The organism is Nostocoides sp. F2B08 (genome assembly GCF_009184895.1).
Lineage (GTDB): Bacteria > Actinomycetota > Actinomycetes > Actinomycetales > Dermatophilaceae > F2B08.
Map to the genome: position 1 here is coordinate 541,145 of NZ_WESE01000004.1, position 15,203 is coordinate 556,347.

At 71.1% G+C, this 15,203-nt stretch carries 10 protein-coding genes; 8 read left to right on the forward strand and 2 right to left on the reverse strand.

Features of this window, described 5'->3' with window-relative positions; translation table 11 throughout:
• Positions 1–4: 4 nt before the first annotated feature.
• Both GA707_RS12365 and GA707_RS12370 read right to left on the reverse strand, forming a co-directional pair.
• On the reverse strand, positions 5–1,216 hold the full coding sequence (locus GA707_RS12365) for an amidohydrolase family protein (protein ID WP_152178720.1): 1,212 nt from the start codon (positions 1,214–1,216) through the stop codon (positions 5–7).
• A gap of 182 nt (positions 1,217–1,398) precedes the next feature.
• The gene (locus tag GA707_RS12370; RefSeq protein WP_193315316.1) at positions 1,399–4,296 is read right to left on the reverse strand and encodes an adenylate/guanylate cyclase domain-containing protein; all 2,898 of its coding nucleotides are present in this window, start codon (positions 4,294–4,296) and stop codon (positions 1,399–1,401) included.
• Positions 4,297–4,383: 87 nt separating this feature from the next.
• Here GA707_RS12370 and GA707_RS12375 point away from each other — a divergent pair, with 87 nt between their 5' ends.
• From GA707_RS12375 to GA707_RS12410, 8 genes are all read left to right on the forward strand, one after another.
• Positions 4,384–4,689 (forward strand): UBP-type zinc finger domain-containing protein, encoded by a 306-nt coding sequence (locus tag GA707_RS12375; protein ID WP_152178722.1) that lies wholly within the window; start codon positions 4,384–4,386, stop codon positions 4,687–4,689.
• Positions 4,686–5,594, forward strand: coding sequence for a DUF5996 family protein (locus GA707_RS12380; RefSeq protein WP_152178723.1), 909 nt, complete (start codon positions 4,686–4,688; stop codon positions 5,592–5,594). Before GA707_RS12375 ends, GA707_RS12380 begins: the two co-directional genes overlap by 4 nt.
• A gap of 104 nt (positions 5,595–5,698) precedes the next feature.
• A complete protein-coding gene (locus GA707_RS12385; protein ID WP_152178724.1) occupies positions 5,699–7,168 on the forward strand; it encodes a sodium/glutamate symporter in 1,470 nt (489 codons plus the stop codon).
• 183 nt (positions 7,169–7,351) lie between these two features.
• On the forward strand, positions 7,352–7,741 hold the full coding sequence (locus tag GA707_RS12390; RefSeq protein WP_152178725.1) for a four-helix bundle copper-binding protein: 390 nt from the start codon (positions 7,352–7,354) through the stop codon (positions 7,739–7,741).
• 251 nt (positions 7,742–7,992) lie between these two features.
• On the forward strand, positions 7,993–11,769 hold the full coding sequence (locus tag GA707_RS12395; RefSeq protein ID WP_152178726.1) for an AAA family ATPase: 3,777 nt from the start codon (positions 7,993–7,995) through the stop codon (positions 11,767–11,769).
• 125 nt (positions 11,770–11,894) lie between these two features.
• Positions 11,895–12,359, forward strand: coding sequence for a hypothetical protein (locus tag GA707_RS12400; protein WP_152178727.1), 465 nt, complete (start codon positions 11,895–11,897; stop codon positions 12,357–12,359).
• A 144-nt stretch (positions 12,360–12,503) separates the two neighbouring features.
• Positions 12,504–13,901 (forward strand): FAD-binding oxidoreductase, encoded by a 1,398-nt coding sequence (locus GA707_RS12405; protein ID WP_226963747.1) that lies wholly within the window; start codon positions 12,504–12,506, stop codon positions 13,899–13,901.
• Positions 13,898–15,184 carry a cyclopropane-fatty-acyl-phospholipid synthase family protein gene (locus GA707_RS12410; RefSeq protein ID WP_152178728.1) on the forward strand — a complete coding sequence of 429 codons (1,287 nt, stop codon included), beginning with the start codon at positions 13,898–13,900 and terminating at the stop codon, positions 15,182–15,184. The genes GA707_RS12405 and GA707_RS12410 overlap by 4 nt, the downstream gene beginning before the upstream one ends.
• The last annotated feature ends 19 nt before the right edge of the window (positions 15,185–15,203 follow it).

Sequence of the window (15,203 nt, forward strand, 5' to 3'; positions counted from 1 at the left end):
CGTCTCAGCCGCCCGCGATGACGTGGCCGTCGCGGACCACCCACTGCGGCGCGGCGTGCTCGCGCAGGACGTCGACGACCCGCTCCTGGTCATGGATGCAGAGATTGGCCGGATTCCCCTCGTGAATGCGGTGGCCAGGCAGTCCGAGCACGTCGGCCGCGCGGGTGGTGACGAGCTCGAGCAGGTGTCGCTGCTCGACCGCGCTGAGGAAGCCGAGGAGGTGCGCGGCGAGGAAGGCGACCTCGAGCATGTTGTGCCGACCGAACGGGTAGTACGCGTCCTCGATGTCGTCCTGCCCGAGTGCGACCGGCAGCCCCTCGTCGATGAACCGGCGCACCGGCAGGTGCAGCGGCCCGGTGTGCGGGTCGGAGACGAAGCCGAGTCCGGCCCTGCGCGCCAGCCCGATGAGTCGCAGCAGTGAGGGTTCCGGATAGGTGCCCAACGCCCGTGCGTGGCATGCCACCCCGCGTCCCAGGAGGTCGTGGCGGAGCATCGCCTCGGCGAGCATCCCCGTCGTGCGCAGCGAGGGGTCACCTGAGTCGTCGACGAGCATCGCCACCCGCCTGCCCTGCGCGGAGGCGAGGGAGCAGGCCCACTCGACGTGCGCATACGCATCGGTATCCGTGTGCTCGATCCACGGGATGCCGCCGACGACATCGGCCCCCATCCGCAGCGCCTCCTCGCACAGCTCGGCCGCGCCCTCGTCGCGGATGAGACCGTCCTGCGGGAACGCGACCACCTGCAGGTCGACCCGCCCGCGGTACTCCTCGCGCACGGCGAGGACCGACTCCATCCCGACCAGCCCAGCGGTCGTGTCGACGTCGACGAAGGCCAGCACGTGGAGTGTGCCGTAGCGGACCGCCTCGTCCAGCGCGCGCCGCACGTTGGGCTCGATCCAGGACCGGTCGTACTGCCGCTTGACCGCCGACGCGAGCTCGATCGAGGTCATCGCGCCGCCCATCGACCCGGCGGTGTAGGCCCCGAGTGCCTCGTCCCCGACCATCGGGAGCGTGTAGACCTTCTCGAGGTGCATGTGACCGTTGACGAACGACTCCGTGACGAGTCGGCCGTCGGCGTCGAGCACGTCTGCCGCCTCTTGCTCGGGAGTGCGGACGTCGGATGCATCGGCGATGCGCGCATACCGGCCGTCGCGGATGTCGATCGACACGACCCGCCCATCGACGAGGCGGGCGTTGCGGATGAGGAGGTCGCTCATGACCCGACCCTAGGGTGCGCCTGCAGCGGTGGTGTCTTTCGCATCGACTCAGCGGCGACTTCGCCTGGCCCGGCTCGTTCATCGGCTGATCCTGCGAGAGTCCAGACGACGCCAGCGCAGACCGAGGGCCCGGCACCAGTTGGGTGCCGGGCGGTGGCGTCCTCACAGACCCGTGCGCGCCTTCACAAAGCCGGCTGCGCGCGACGAAGCTGGTGCTCGGCCAGGTCGAGCGCCTCGTCGATGTCGAGGACCGCATCATCCGTGCCGGCCGGCGTCGACTCCGCATCGAGCCGCAACTCAGCCGACTCCCACTGGTCGAGGAGCCGCCGAGGAACGAGCGGGGTGAGTGGGACACCGAGCTCTGCGCGGCCACGCGTCGCCGCTGCCAGGAGGCGCGCAGCCACCGTTTCCTGCCCGGAGGCGGCGAGCACCGTTCCGGACGCCTCGAGCGCGTCGAGCCGCAGGTCGCTACCGAGGGTGCGACTCAGCTCGGCGGCCCGCAGGGCGTCGCCCGCAGCCACGCCGAGGTCGCCGAGGAGTGCTCGGCACGAGGCCAGCTGGGCTAGGGCCAGCGACATCCGCGGATGGAAGCCCAGTTCGCTCGCAATGGCCAGCGAGCGCTCGAGCAACGGAACCGCCTCGTCGAGCCGGCCCTGCTGGATCCTCGCCTCGGCGAGCGACTCGGCCGCCTCTCCGATCCCCTCGGGCGTATTCAGCGACTCGAACATGCTCAGGCTCGACCCCAGCAGCTCTTCTGCTTCGTCGAACCGCCCCTCGGTCGCGGCGATATAGCCGAGGTTGTTCAGCGCGTGCGCCTGCCCCCACGTGTTCCCCGCCCCTTGCATCAGCACCAGGGCAGAGTTGAGCTCTTCGACCGCCTCCGCTCGCCGATCCGCCATCGCCAGCACCGCACCCACACGTATGCGCAGCTCACCTTCCCCGACCGGGTCGTGAACCCTGCGGAAGGCCTCGATGGCCTCCACGGCGCGGCTCTCCGGCATGCCGCCAGGCCGCCGGAGGTCGAGCGCGAGCTGCTCGGAGAGTACCTGCGACAGCAGTGCGTCCTCGCCACGCTCGCGCAGCAGCCGCTCCGCTGCCGCCAGCGTCACCTCCACCTGGGCGAAGTCGGCCTGCTCCACCCCGAGCCTGGCGGCCACGAGCAGCAGCGACGCGTGCAGAACCGGGTCGGTCGGGCGCTCGGCCAGGACCCGCTTGACCAGGTGGCGTCCGGTCGTGAGCTGCGCTCGGAGCCGCCAGTACCCGTGCATCCCGACGGCGATCCGCCCCGCCCGGTCCGGGTCGCCCTGCTCCAGACACCAGCCGATCGCCGCCACCACGTCGGCGGACTCCTCCTCGGCCCGGTTGAGGAGCTCTGCCTGGCGCGGCCCGAACAGGTCGGCGGCGATCTCCTCTGTGAGCGCCTCATAGTGCCGGGCGTGCTCATCGCGGCACCGCGGCAGGTCCTCGGCCACCTCCTGCGCGTAGGCCTTGACCGACTCGAGCATGGCGAAGCGCGATCGCCCGTCGGGCGTGGCCAGTCGACGCAGGAAGCTCTTGTTCACCAGGGAGGTCAACACGTCCAGCACCGGCTCTGCATCGTCGGCGGTGACCTGCTCCGCCGTGGCGAGCAGCACCGGTGCGGCGAACACGCTCAACTGCTCGAGGAGCCGCCGCTCCGGGGGGCCGAGCAGTTCGTGGCTCCAGGCGATCGCGCCGCGGAGCGTCCGCTGCCGTTCGGGCAGGTCCGACGGGCCTCCGGTGAGCACCCCCAGGCGGCTCTCCAACCGGGTGGCGAGCTCCTGCGGTGACAGCACGCCCACCCGCGCCGCTGCGAGCTCGATGGCCAGCGGCAGACCCTCCAACCGGTGGGCCACCTCGGCCAGCGCGCCGGCGTTGGTCTCATCCACCTCGAAGCCCGGCACGACCGCCTGCGCCCGGTCGACGAAGAGGCGGACGGCGTCGATGTCGCGCAGCCGCTGCGGCGACATCGGCGTACCCGCCGGGGGCACCGGGAGGGTGTCCACGACATAGGCCTGCTCGCCGCGGATCCGCAGCACCTCGCGGCTGGTCACGACCACGGAGATCCCGGGGGCCTCGTCGAGCAGCTCGGCGACGGTGCCGGCCGCTGACATGAGGTGCTCGACGTTGTCGAGCAGCACGAGGTGGCGCTGACCGCGGGTGTACTCCCCCAGGGCGACGACCGGGTCGCGCTCTGCGACATCTGCCAGTCCCATCGCGCCGGTGATCGCGGCTCCGACCAGACCCGGATCCTGGACCTCGGCGAGACGGACCAGCCACACCCCGTTCGGGAATTCCGCGAGCGCATTCCGCGCCAGATGGAGCGCCAGGCGCGTCTTGCCGGTGCCGCCGGGCCCGGTCAGCGTGATGAGCCTTCGGGTGGGCAGCAGAGCAGCCAGCTCATCGAGCTCCGCGGTGCGGCCGACAAAGCTCGTGCGCTCCCGGGGCAGGTTCGTCGGCGTCGCGGTCTGCGTCGACAGCGGAGGGAAGTCCCTGGTCAGGCCATCGCCGACGAGCTGGAAGAGGTGCTCCGGTTCGGAGATGTCCTTGAGACGATGCAGTCCGACGTCGATGACGTCGAGCCCCGGAGGCAGCGGCGCGGCCAGCGCACGCGTCGCCGAGGACAGCAGGACCTGGCCTCCGTGGGCAGCGCCGCTGATGCGGGCGGCGCGGTTGACGTCGTGTCCCACATAGGAGCCCGGCCCGTGCTCCGGCGTGCCGGTGTGCAGGCCCATCCGCACCTTGACATCGACCCTGTCCGGCCATCGGTGGGCTGCCAGCGCAAGTTGCGCCTCGGCTGCTGCGGCCAGGGCGTCGCGCGCCCGTGCGAAGACCGCGAACATGGCGTCACCCTCGGTGCCGAACTCGAGCCCACCGTTTGCTGCAATGCTGCTGCGGAGCAGCTGGAAGTGGTCGCTCAGCACGGTCGCGAACTTCGAGCCGAGACGCTCCACCAGCCGCGTGGACCCCTGCAGGTCGGTGAACAGCAACGTGACGGTGCCGCTCGGCAGCCGACCACCCCGACCTTCGGGCGCGTCCGACCTGGTCGTTGTGGGCCCCACGTCGTTCATCATTGCGTCCGCCCGCCTCGCACGTCCAGAACGACCCGCACAGGTCTAGCATCGAAGCAGTCGTTCCGAGGAGGAGCCATGGCGGAGCCGCCCTGCCAGCACCTTGACCGCGTGCGCGATGTGCGACCGTCGGCCCAGGGATGCGAAGACTGCCTCGCGATGGGAGCGCGGTGGGTGCACCTGCGGATCTGCATGACCTGCGGGCACATCGGCTGCTGCGACAGCTCGCCGAACCGGCACGCCACCGAGCACTGGCACGCCCACGGGGACCACCCGTTGGTGCGCTCGTTCGAGCCGGGGGAGAACTGGTGGTGGTGCTACCCCGACCACGTGGCGTTCGAGGTCGAGGGCGCCGAACCGGCGCCGTCGTACGCGCGGACATGAGCGCCGCCGACTCCGCCTGGCCGGAGCTGCCGGTCGCGACGTGGGCGGACACCCGCGACACCCTCACCCTCTGGCTGCAGGTGGTCGGCAAGGTCCGGATCGCCCGGACGCCGCTGCTCAACCACTGGTGGAACTCGCCGCTCTACCTCACCGCCCGCGGCCTGACGACGTCGCTCATCCCCGACCGGCCGGGACGCAGCTTCGCCATCGACCTCGACCTCGTCGACCACCGGCTCGACATCACGGCGACGACCGGCGAATCCCGCTCGATGGCGTTGGAGTCGCGCTCGGTCCGCGACTTCCACGCCGAGCTCATGGCGCGGCTGGACGAGCTCGACCTGACGACCGAGATCTGGCCGGTGCCGGTCGAGCTGCCCGATGCGATCCCGTTCCCGGACGACGAGGTGCACACCGCATACGACCCGGCGGCGGTGACCACCTTCTGGCGGATGCTCGTCGAGATCGAGCGGGTCTTCGACCGCTTCCGGGCCGACTTCGTCGGCAAGTCCAGCCCGGTGCACCTGTTCTGGGGTGCCCTCGACCTCGCGACGACGCGGTTCTCCGGGCGGACAGCGCCACCGCACCCCGGTGGTGCGCCGAACTGCGGACCGCACGTCATGCACGAGGCGTACTCGCACGAGGTCAGCAGCGCCGGCTTCTGGCCGGGCGGGGACGGCGAGGGGCTCTTCTACTCGTATGCGTACCCCGAGCCGGACGGGTACCGCACCTATGCCGTGGGGCCGGATGGAGCGCACTTCGACGAGGCGATGGGCGAGTTCGTCCTGCCGTATGCGGTGGTCCGGACCGCGGCGGACCCCGACGCCGCGCTGCTCGAGTTTCTACAGGGGACCTACGAGGCTGCCGCCGAGCTCGCCGGCTGGGACCGGGCGGTACTGGAGCGGTGAGGCTCCGCGCGGGAGGAAAGGCGAACGCTTAGCCGCCCCGCGCATACCGACATATGCCAAGGTGAGGGCACCTTTCATCCCGTCTACGTCTGCAGGGGGACGTCATGACGCCGGAAAGCATCGGCTTCGCACTGCTGGTTCTCGGACTGTTCCTGCTCATCGGCAAGGTCATCCGCGTCAAGGTCGGCATCGTCCAGCGATTGTTCCTCCCGAGCTCGGTCATCGGCGGAGCGCTCATTCTTTTGCTGGGACCGCAGGTTCTCGGGCAACTGGCGAGCCCGTGGGCCGAGAACGGCCTCTTCACCGAGACGATGATCGAGGTGTGGCGGGTCCTGCCCGGACTGCTCATCAGCGTCGTGTTCGCGACGATGTTCCTCGGTCAGGAGCTGCCCACTCCACGACGTGCCGCTCGTCTGGTGGGGCCGCAGCTCTCGCTCGGCGTCGCTCTCGGCTCCGGGCAGTACGTCGTCGGGCTCCTGCTCGCCGCGCTCATTCTCGTACCGGCATTCGCGGCCAGCCCGATGACCGGCGCACTCATCGAGATGGGCTTCGAGGGCGGCCACGGCACGGCGGCCGGGATGCGCGGCGTGATGGAGGATCTCGGGTTCGGCGAGGGCGCCGATCTCGCCGTCGGGCTGGCCACCGTCGGTATCGTCGGCGGCATCGTCGTCGGCATCGCGCTGATCAACTGGGGGGTGCGCACCGGTCGCACCGAGATCCTCACCGGCGACGTCGAGGCCTCGGTGGAGGAGCAGAAGGGCCTGTTCCGCGAGGACGAGAACTACACCGCCGGCACGATGACGAGCCGACCCGCATCCGTCGAGCCGCTCTCCCTGCACATCGCCGTCGTCGCCGTCGCGATCCTCATCGGCTGGTGCATCCTCGAGGCGCTGCGATGGATCGAACAGCAGACCTATGCGAGCGTCCTCATCAACGGCGACACCCCGCTGGAGATCTTCGCCTACGTGCCGCTGTTCCCCCTCGCACTTCTCGGCGGGGTCATCCTCCAGGTCATCGCCGTAAGGGTCGGTGCCGACCACCTCATCGACCACCAGATCATGCTGCGCATCCAGGGCTGGGCGCTCGACTTCCTCATCGTCGCCGCCATCGGCACCCTCTCGCTGCAGGCGATCGGCGAGAACCTCGCCGCCTTCGCGATCCTCGCCGTCGCGGGGATCGCCGTCAATGTGGGGATCTTCCTCTGGCTGGCCCCCCGGATCATCGGGCGCTACTGGTTCGAGCGCGGCATCGGCGACTTCGGCCAGTCGATGGGCGTCACCGCGACGGGCCTGATCCTCATGCGCGTCACGGACCCCGAGGGCAAGAGCCCTGCCTTCGAGGCGTTCGGCTACAAGCAACTCGTCTTCGAGCCGTTCTTCGGCGGCGGGCTGGTCACCGCACTGGCGGTCCCGATCATCTTCCTCACCGGAATCTGGCCGTTGTTCTTCGCCATGCTCACCGTGTGGCTCATCGCTGTCGGGTTCGGCTGGTTCTACTTCAAACCCCGGGCCGAGAAGGAGCGTGCAGAGGTGGCGGCGGCAGGCAAGGACGGCGCCGAGGCGGTCACGACCTGAGGCTCGCCCCATGCGACGTGCCGACGATCGGGCTGATGGCTCGCGCCGAACTGGGAGAGAGGCACCCATCGCGGAGGGGCACGGCAAGGTGGCCGCAAGGAGCTGCCCCCGCGTCAGACGTCGTCGCAGATCAGCGGCCCGGCGAGGGTTCCGCGGACGGCGCGCACCGCATACGGTCGCCGGATGGACATCCTCAGCACCCACCCGAGCAAGGACACCTTCGACCTGGCACAGCTGCGAGCCGCGATCGACGCGGCGAGCGCCTGCGCCACCACCTGCGCGAGCTGCGCCGACGCCTGCCTGCACGAGGACGACCCGAAGTCGATGACCCGCTGCATCGACCTGTGCACCCAGTGCGCGGCCATCTGCCGGACCACCGCCGAGATCCTCTCCCGCCCCGGCCCCAACGGTGACAGCTGGCGCTCGATCGTCGAGGCATGTATCGCCGCCTGCCGCGAGTGCGCCGACGAGTGCGATCAGCACGCCGGTCACCACGAGCACTGCCGGATCTGCGCCGAGGAGTGCCGCCGCTGCGCCGACGCGTGCGAGGCCCTGCTCGGCGTCGCCGACTGAGCGGGGCCCTGGCCCTCCTTCCCCCCACCCGGAAGGAGGGCCACCTCTGCCGCAGGGGACCCACGGCCGGCGCACCACATTCAACGGGACCACCCGAAGCGGGTGAAGCCGAAACGCCCGTCTCCGCACACTTCCGTACCGCCCTGAGCACGACCCCCGCACGGACCCGTACAAGTCCGTACACCGAACGAACGACCCCTTTTGTCACCGTTGCCCCCACCTGAGCCCGAGGCCGTACCTATATTGCGCGCATGGGTGGAACCACGGGGGGTATGCCGATGACGAGCGACGGCGCCACATCGGGTATGCCGTTCGACCCGGCCGAGATCGACTCGCCTGCGGCCTTCGCCGACCTCCTCACCGAGGCGCGACTGCGGGCGGGAATGTCGATCAGGGACGTCTCTCGGCGGACCGAGGTGCCGGTCAGCACCCTCGGCGGCTACTTCGGCGGACGCCATCTGCCTCCGCCCAACCGTCCCGAGGCGCTCCGTGAGCTCCTCGCGGCCATCCGGGTTCCGGAGAAGGACCACGACCGGTGGCTCGCCGCGCTCCGTCGCGCCGCCAAGGGCAGGCGCACCCCCGCCCCCACGGTCAGCACCCCGTACCCCGGACTGCGGCCGTACGGCACGGACGACGCCGCCACCTTCTTCGGCCGGGAGCGCGCGACCGCCGACCTGACTCGCCTCGTCCACCGGGCACGCACGGAGTCCGACACCCCGCTCGTCGTCGTCACCGGCGCGAGCGGCTCCGGCAAGTCGTCGTTGCTGCGGGCCGGACTGGCACCCGCCCTCACCGGCTGGCACGTCGTCGTGCTGGAGGTCGGCGACGATCCGGCGGGGAGTCTCGACCGCATACCCGATCCGGCGGAGGACGCCGTCGGGCTCTGCCTCGTCGTCGACCAGGCCGAGCGGCTCTGGTCGACGACGGATGCCATGGGTCGCGCCGAGTTCCTCGAGCGCCTCACCGCGTGGGCGCGACCCACCTCCGCCGCGGCTCCTCCCGATGACGCACCACCGCGCCCGACCCGCCCGCGGGTGGCCGTCATCGGACTGCGCGCCGACTTCTACGCCCAGGCAGCCGAGCACGAGACCCTGCGCACGGCGCTGCAGACCAGCCATTACATCGTCGCTCCGCTCACGGCCACCGAGCTCGCCGAGGTGATCGTCGAGCCCGCCAAGCTCGCCGGCGCCACCGTCAGTCCGGACCTCGTGGCGGTCATCGTCGAGGAGTGCATGGCCTCGAGCGGCGGCGGGGCCAGCTTCCTGCCGCACCTCGCCCACTGCCTGTCGCGGATGTGGACCAAACGGCGGGGCGGCGAGCTCACCCTCGCGATGTACCGGGACTGCGGTGGGCTGCGCACGGTCATGCGGGAGTCCGCCGAGAGCGCCTGGCAGACCCTGTCGGAGGACCGGAGACCGCTCGCCCGCCGGCTCCTGCTCGCCATGGTGCAGATCGACCCGGAGCTGCCCACGACCTCACGGGCCATCGCGCTGGACCCCCTTTCCCCGGGTGAGCGGGACATCCTTGCCGCCTTCACCGAGGCGCGGGTCGTCACCGTGTCGGAGGACTCGGCCTCCCTCTCGCACGAGACGCTCATCGCCGCCTGGCCGCGACTGCGCGAGTGGATCGAGGAGGACCATGAACGGCTCACCCTCGTCCGGTCGCTCGAGCGCGAGGCCGGCGAGTGGTCCTCCTCAGGGCGAGACGAGGACCTGCTGCTCCGAGGCTCCAGACTGGTCGCCTTCGAGGACCTCGCCGAGTCCGGCCAGACCTACATCGGCGCCACCGAGTCCGAGTTCCTCGCCGCCAGCCGGGTCGTCGCCGACCGTGCGGAGCAGGCCCGACGTCGCCGCGAGCGACAGACCACGGCGCTGCTCGTCGCCGCCTCCGTGCTGGCCCTGGCGGCGATCGTGGCGGTCATCGGATACGTCACGGCGAACCGCAACCTCGGACTCGAGCGCGACGCCGCCGCATCCCGCCAGCTCGCAGTGCTCGCCTCGCAGGCCGGCGAGTCGAACCAGAGCGCCGGCATCGGCCTGGCCCTGTCCGCCCTGCGCACGGCAGACACCCTCGAGGCCCGCTCGGCGCTGATCTCCACCTCCCTGCTCGGCGAGGTGACCCGCTTCGCCGGGCCGGTCGGGCACCGTGTCGTGGCCACCTCGCCAGACGGCACGGTCATGGCGGTGGCCGGGGCGGACCGCTCGATCCTCCTCTACGACGCCTCCGGAGAGGCACTCACCGAGATGGGGTCCGTCGCCGCGCCAGGCGGCGACGGCGACATCGTCTTCGCGCTCGAGTTCTCGCCCGACGGCCGCACCCTCGCGTCCGGCGGAACGGGTGGCGTCGTCCGGCTCGTCGACGTGTCCGACCCCCGCGCGCCCGCCGCCGGTCCCGAGGTCGGCACCGACGGCACCGTGTATGCGCTGGCCTGGTCGGGCGGGTCCGACCTGCTCGCCGGGACCCAGAACCCGAACGTGCTGCGGTGGCGCCACGAGGGTGACACCCTCACCCCGTTGGCGCCCCTGCCGACCGAGAGCGCCGTCCTCGCCCTCGCGACGCGGAGCAGCACCGTCGCCGCCGGCGACGAGGGCGGCGTGGTCACGCTCTGGACGGTCGACGGGAACGATGCCACCGAGACGGCGCGCGCCAGTATCGGGGCCGGCGGCATTCCCGCCGTCGCGATCGAGGACTCAGGCGACCTGCTCGTGGGTGGGCGCGACCGCATCCTCAGGCGGATTCCCGTGGGCGAGGACCTCGGCGAAGCCACCGAGCTCCTCCGCTTCGGTTCGTGGGTCAACGCGATCGCCACCACGGAAGGCTTCGTCGCGGCCGGGTCGTCGGACTCGACCGTGCGGGTGCTGCGCTCGGCGGACGACACCACCGGCTCCGAGCTGCCCTTCGCCGCTCCGGTCACCGCTGTGCGCCCCCTCGCCCAGTCCCGGCTCGCCGTGAGCCTGACCAACGGCGAGACGCACGTCGTCGACCTGAGCCGGGCGCGGGTCTTTCCCGGACCGGGGAACGTCTTCACGACCCGCTACTCGGCCGACGGCGAGCGGCTGCTCGTCGTGCCCGGGACGGTCAACCGGGCCTCGGTCTACGACACGTCGGTGCCGGGCGAGCCCAGCCTCCTCACGACGATCGAGGGCGACGACGAGGCCGGCTTCCACGGCGTCGGCGCGATCAGCCCCGACGGCGGCCTCGTGGTCGTCGCCCGCCGGGACGGGGTCGTGCTCGGGTTCGACCTCACGGGGGCGGGCGAGCCCCGGCGGGTCTTCTCGCTGCCCGTGAGCGACCAGATGCCGGAGCAGCTGGCGTTCTCACCGAGCGGCGGCTACTTCGTCGTCGGCGGCGACGACCAGCAGGTGCACGTCGTCTCGCTCGTCGGCGGGGAGGCAGTCGTCGAGGCCTCCTTGGACGGGCCGGACAACTACGTGCTCGGCGTCGCGATCGCGCCCGACGACTCGACCATCGCGGCCGCGAGCCTGGACGGTTCCCTCCACCGGTGGGCCCGCTCGGACGAGGGGTGGGAGGCGATCGCGCCGATCGAGGTCGGCAGCCAGCTCCTGACCGTCGCCTTCCATCCCGACGGCGACCTGCTCGCCGCCTCCGGGACCGACCGGATCGTGCGGGTCTGGGATGTGCGCGACCCGGGCGCACCCGAGCTGCTCGAGGAGCTGGCCGGTCCGGACAACGAGGTCTACCAGCTCGGCTACTCGCGCGAGGGAGAGCTGGCTGCCGCCTCGCTCGACCAGACGGTGACCACCTGGTCCAGCACCGGCTCGGGGGCCGACGTGAGCCACGTCAAGGAGTTCGTCCTGCGGCCCGGATCAGGCGCGTTGTTCGCCGTGGACTGGCGTCCCGGCGGCGACGAGCTGGTCGCCGGCGGCGTCGACGGCGCGGTGCACATCTGGGACACCGACCTCGCCCAGATCCGCGATCAGGTATGCGGTGGTGGCGGCGACCTCCTCGGTCCCGACGAGTGGGAGCGCCTCGTCGGCGGACTCGAGTTCCGGCCGCCCTGTGGGTGAGGGGACGGGGGCTGTCTCGTCGGGCACATCCGCCCGCCGACCTGCGGACTGAGGCGTATACCGGAGGTGGAGACGACCTCTCCCGCCGTGCCCCGTGGCACGACGAGTCGATGGAGGTGACGGTCATGACAACCCTGCACCACCGCCCCAGCCGGGTGTCGGCGAGCCGGGGCCTGAACGCTCTGGGCACCTTCCTCGTCGCCCTGCCTCTCCTGGGCGGTGTGGCCGGCCTGCTGCTCGCGCTCACCGGTCGGTTCGGCGGACCGGACAATGCCCTCACGGCGGCGTGGTACATCCCCGCGGCGATGGCGGTGTCGGCGCTGCTCGGCGCGGCGCTCCTGCTCGTCGTGCACCGGCACGACCACTGGCTCAGGCCCATGGCGCTCTGGTCGGCGCTCGCCGTGGGCGGCTGGGTCTTCGCGATGGGGTCCGCGCAGATCACCGGACTGGCGCAGTCCGAGACGATCGAGCACGCGACGCTCGCGAAGGGTCTCCTCTTGGCAGGCTTGGCGGTCTATCTCGTCGCGCTGGTCGCCCTCACGGTCGTCGGCGTGCGTGCGAGCGCACCGCCCGAGGACGACTGGTACTGAGCGGAGCGATCGGACCTCCGGCCGTGGGGCTGGCGTGACGACGCCGACGCCGGTCCCTCACCGAGCAGTTCTTCACCTCGCGGTCACCGGTTGTACGACGTTTGTCCTAGGCGCATCGTCCCAGGTGAGGCGTACTCTCGAAGGGTGAGTACGGTGGGCTACCACGAGGGTGTCGGGCGACTGCTGGACAGCTACCTCGCGGTGCCCGAGGGTGAGCCGGTCCGTCTCGCCAAACGAACCTCCAACCTCTTCCGCTCACGGTCCGGGTCCACGAGGCCCGGACTCGACGTCTCCGGCCTGACCGGCGTGATCGACATCGACCCGGAGCGGCGCACCGCCGATGTCGCCGGGATGTGCACCTACGAGGACCTCGTCGCCGCCACCCTCCCGCACGGCCTGACCCCGCTGGTCGTGCCGCAGCTCAAGACGATCACGCTCGGCGGCGCCGTCACCGGGCTGGGGATCGAGTCCACCTCGTTCCGCAACGGCCTGCCGCACGAGTCAATGCTCGAGCTCGACGTCCTGACCGGCGCGGGTGAGGTCGTGACGGCCTCACCCGAAGGTGAGCACGCCGACCTGTTCCGCGGCTTCCCGAACTCCTACGGCAGTCTCGGCTACGCGACCCGGCTGAGGATCGAGCTCGAGCCGGTCCGCTCCAGGGTCGCACTCCGGCACTACCGGTTCGGCGACCTCGGCGAGCTCCTCGACGCGGTGGGTCGGATCGTGGCGAGCCGCGAGTGGGAGGGCCAGCCGGTCGACTACCTCGACGGGGTCGTGTTCACCGCCGACGAGTCCTACCTGGCCCTCGGCCGGCGCAGCGACGAGGCGGGCGCGACGAGCGACTATACGAAGGACCGCATCTACTACCGCTCGATCCAGCACGACGTGGCCACCCCCAAGCACGACCTCCTCACCACCCACGACTACCTCTGGCGATGGGACACGGACTGGTTCTGGTGCTCTCGCGCGTTCGGCGCGCAGAACCCCCGCCTCCGAAGGGTCTGGCCGCGGCGGCTCCTGCGCTCGAGCGTGTACTGGCGGCTCGTCGCTCTCGACCACCGCTTCGGGATCGCCGACCGCATCGAGGCAAGGAACGGCCGACCCCCTCGCGAGCGCGTCGTCCAGGACGTCGAGATCCCGCTCGAGCGCACCGAGGAGTTCCTCCGGTGGTTCCTCGACGAGGTCCCGATCGAGCCGATCTGGCTGTGTCCGCTGCGGCTCCGCGAGGTGCCCGGGGATCCGCTGGCGTCCCTGGGGCAGCCGTGGAGCCTCTACCCACTGCGACGCGGCGAGACCTACGTCAACGTCGGCTTCTGGTCCACGGTCCCCGCCACGCCCGGCGAGCCCGGCGCCACGAACCGGCGCATCGAGGCCGCGGTCGGCGCGCTCGGCGGACACAAGTCGCTCTATTCCGACAGTTACTACGACGAGGACACCTTCGACCGGCTCTACGGCGGCGCCGAGCTCGCCGACCTCAAGGAGCGCTACGACCCGAAGGCACGCCTCCTCGACCTCTACAGCAAGGCGGTGCGCAGACGATGACGGCAGTGACATCCACCGAGACGATGACCCTCGGTCAGGTGGTCGAGGAGTTCACGGGAGGGACGATGCCGGTGCGGTTCACCGCCTACGACGGCTCGACCGCCGGTCCGGACGAGGCACCGTACGGCCTGGACCTGAAGACGCCCCGGGGCGCCGCATACCTCGCGACGGCCCCGAGCGACCTCGGTCTGGCGCGTGCCTACGTCGCCGGCGACCTCGACCCGGTCGGCGTCCATCCGGGTGACCCGTACGACCTGCTCGTCGAGCTCAAGAACATGCACTTCGAGCCGCCGACACCGGCGCGGGCGCTCACCCTGATCAAGGCTCTCGGCCTGCGGGGGATCGTCCCACCCGAGCCGCCGCCGCAGGAGAGCCTTCCGCGCTGGCGGCGGATCGCGGAGGGTATGCGGCACAACCTCCGTCGTGACGCCGCCGCCATCCACCACCACTATGACGTCTCGAACCGGTTCTACGAGCGGGTGCTGGGCCCGTCGATGACGTACACCTGTGCGGTCTACCCGATCCCGCGGGCCTCTCTCGAGGAGGCGCAGGAGAACAAGTACCGGCTGATCTTCGACAAGCTCGGCCTCTCGGCCGGGTACCGCCTGCTCGACATCGGCTGCGGCTGGGGCGGGATGGTGCGGTATGCGGCGGCTCGCGGAGTGCGCGTGCTCGGCGTGACCCTGTCGGCGCAGCAGGCGCAGTGGGCGCAGCAGCGGATCCGCGAGGAAGGGCTCGAGGACCTCGCCGAGGTGCGGCACGCGGACTACCGGTCCGTCACCGAGACGGGCTTCGACGCTGTCTCGTCGATCGGGCTCACCGAGCACATCGGGGTGCGCAACTACCCGGCGTACTTCGGCTTCATCCGCGACCGGCTGCGCGAGGGCGGCATGCTGCTCAACCACTGCATCACCCGACCGCACAACCGGCGCCAGGAGACCGGGGCGTTCATCGACCGCTACGTCTTCCCCGACGGCGAGCTCACCGGGTCGGGCCGGATCATCAGCGACGCCCAGGACTCGGGCCTCGAGGTGCTGCACACCGAGAACCTCCGACCGCACTACGCCCTCACGCTCGCCGCCTGGTGCCGCAACCTCGTCGAGAACTGGGACGACTGCGTCGCCGAGGTCGGCGAGGGCACGGCGCGGGTCTGGGGGTTGTACATGGCGGGCTCCCGGCTCGGCTTCGAGCTCGGCGACGTCCAGCTGCACCACGTGCTGGCAGCGAAGACGTGCCGCCACTCCAGCGCCGAGATCCCGCTCCGACCGTGGTGGGAGGACTGAGGTCGCGCTCCGGCTGGAT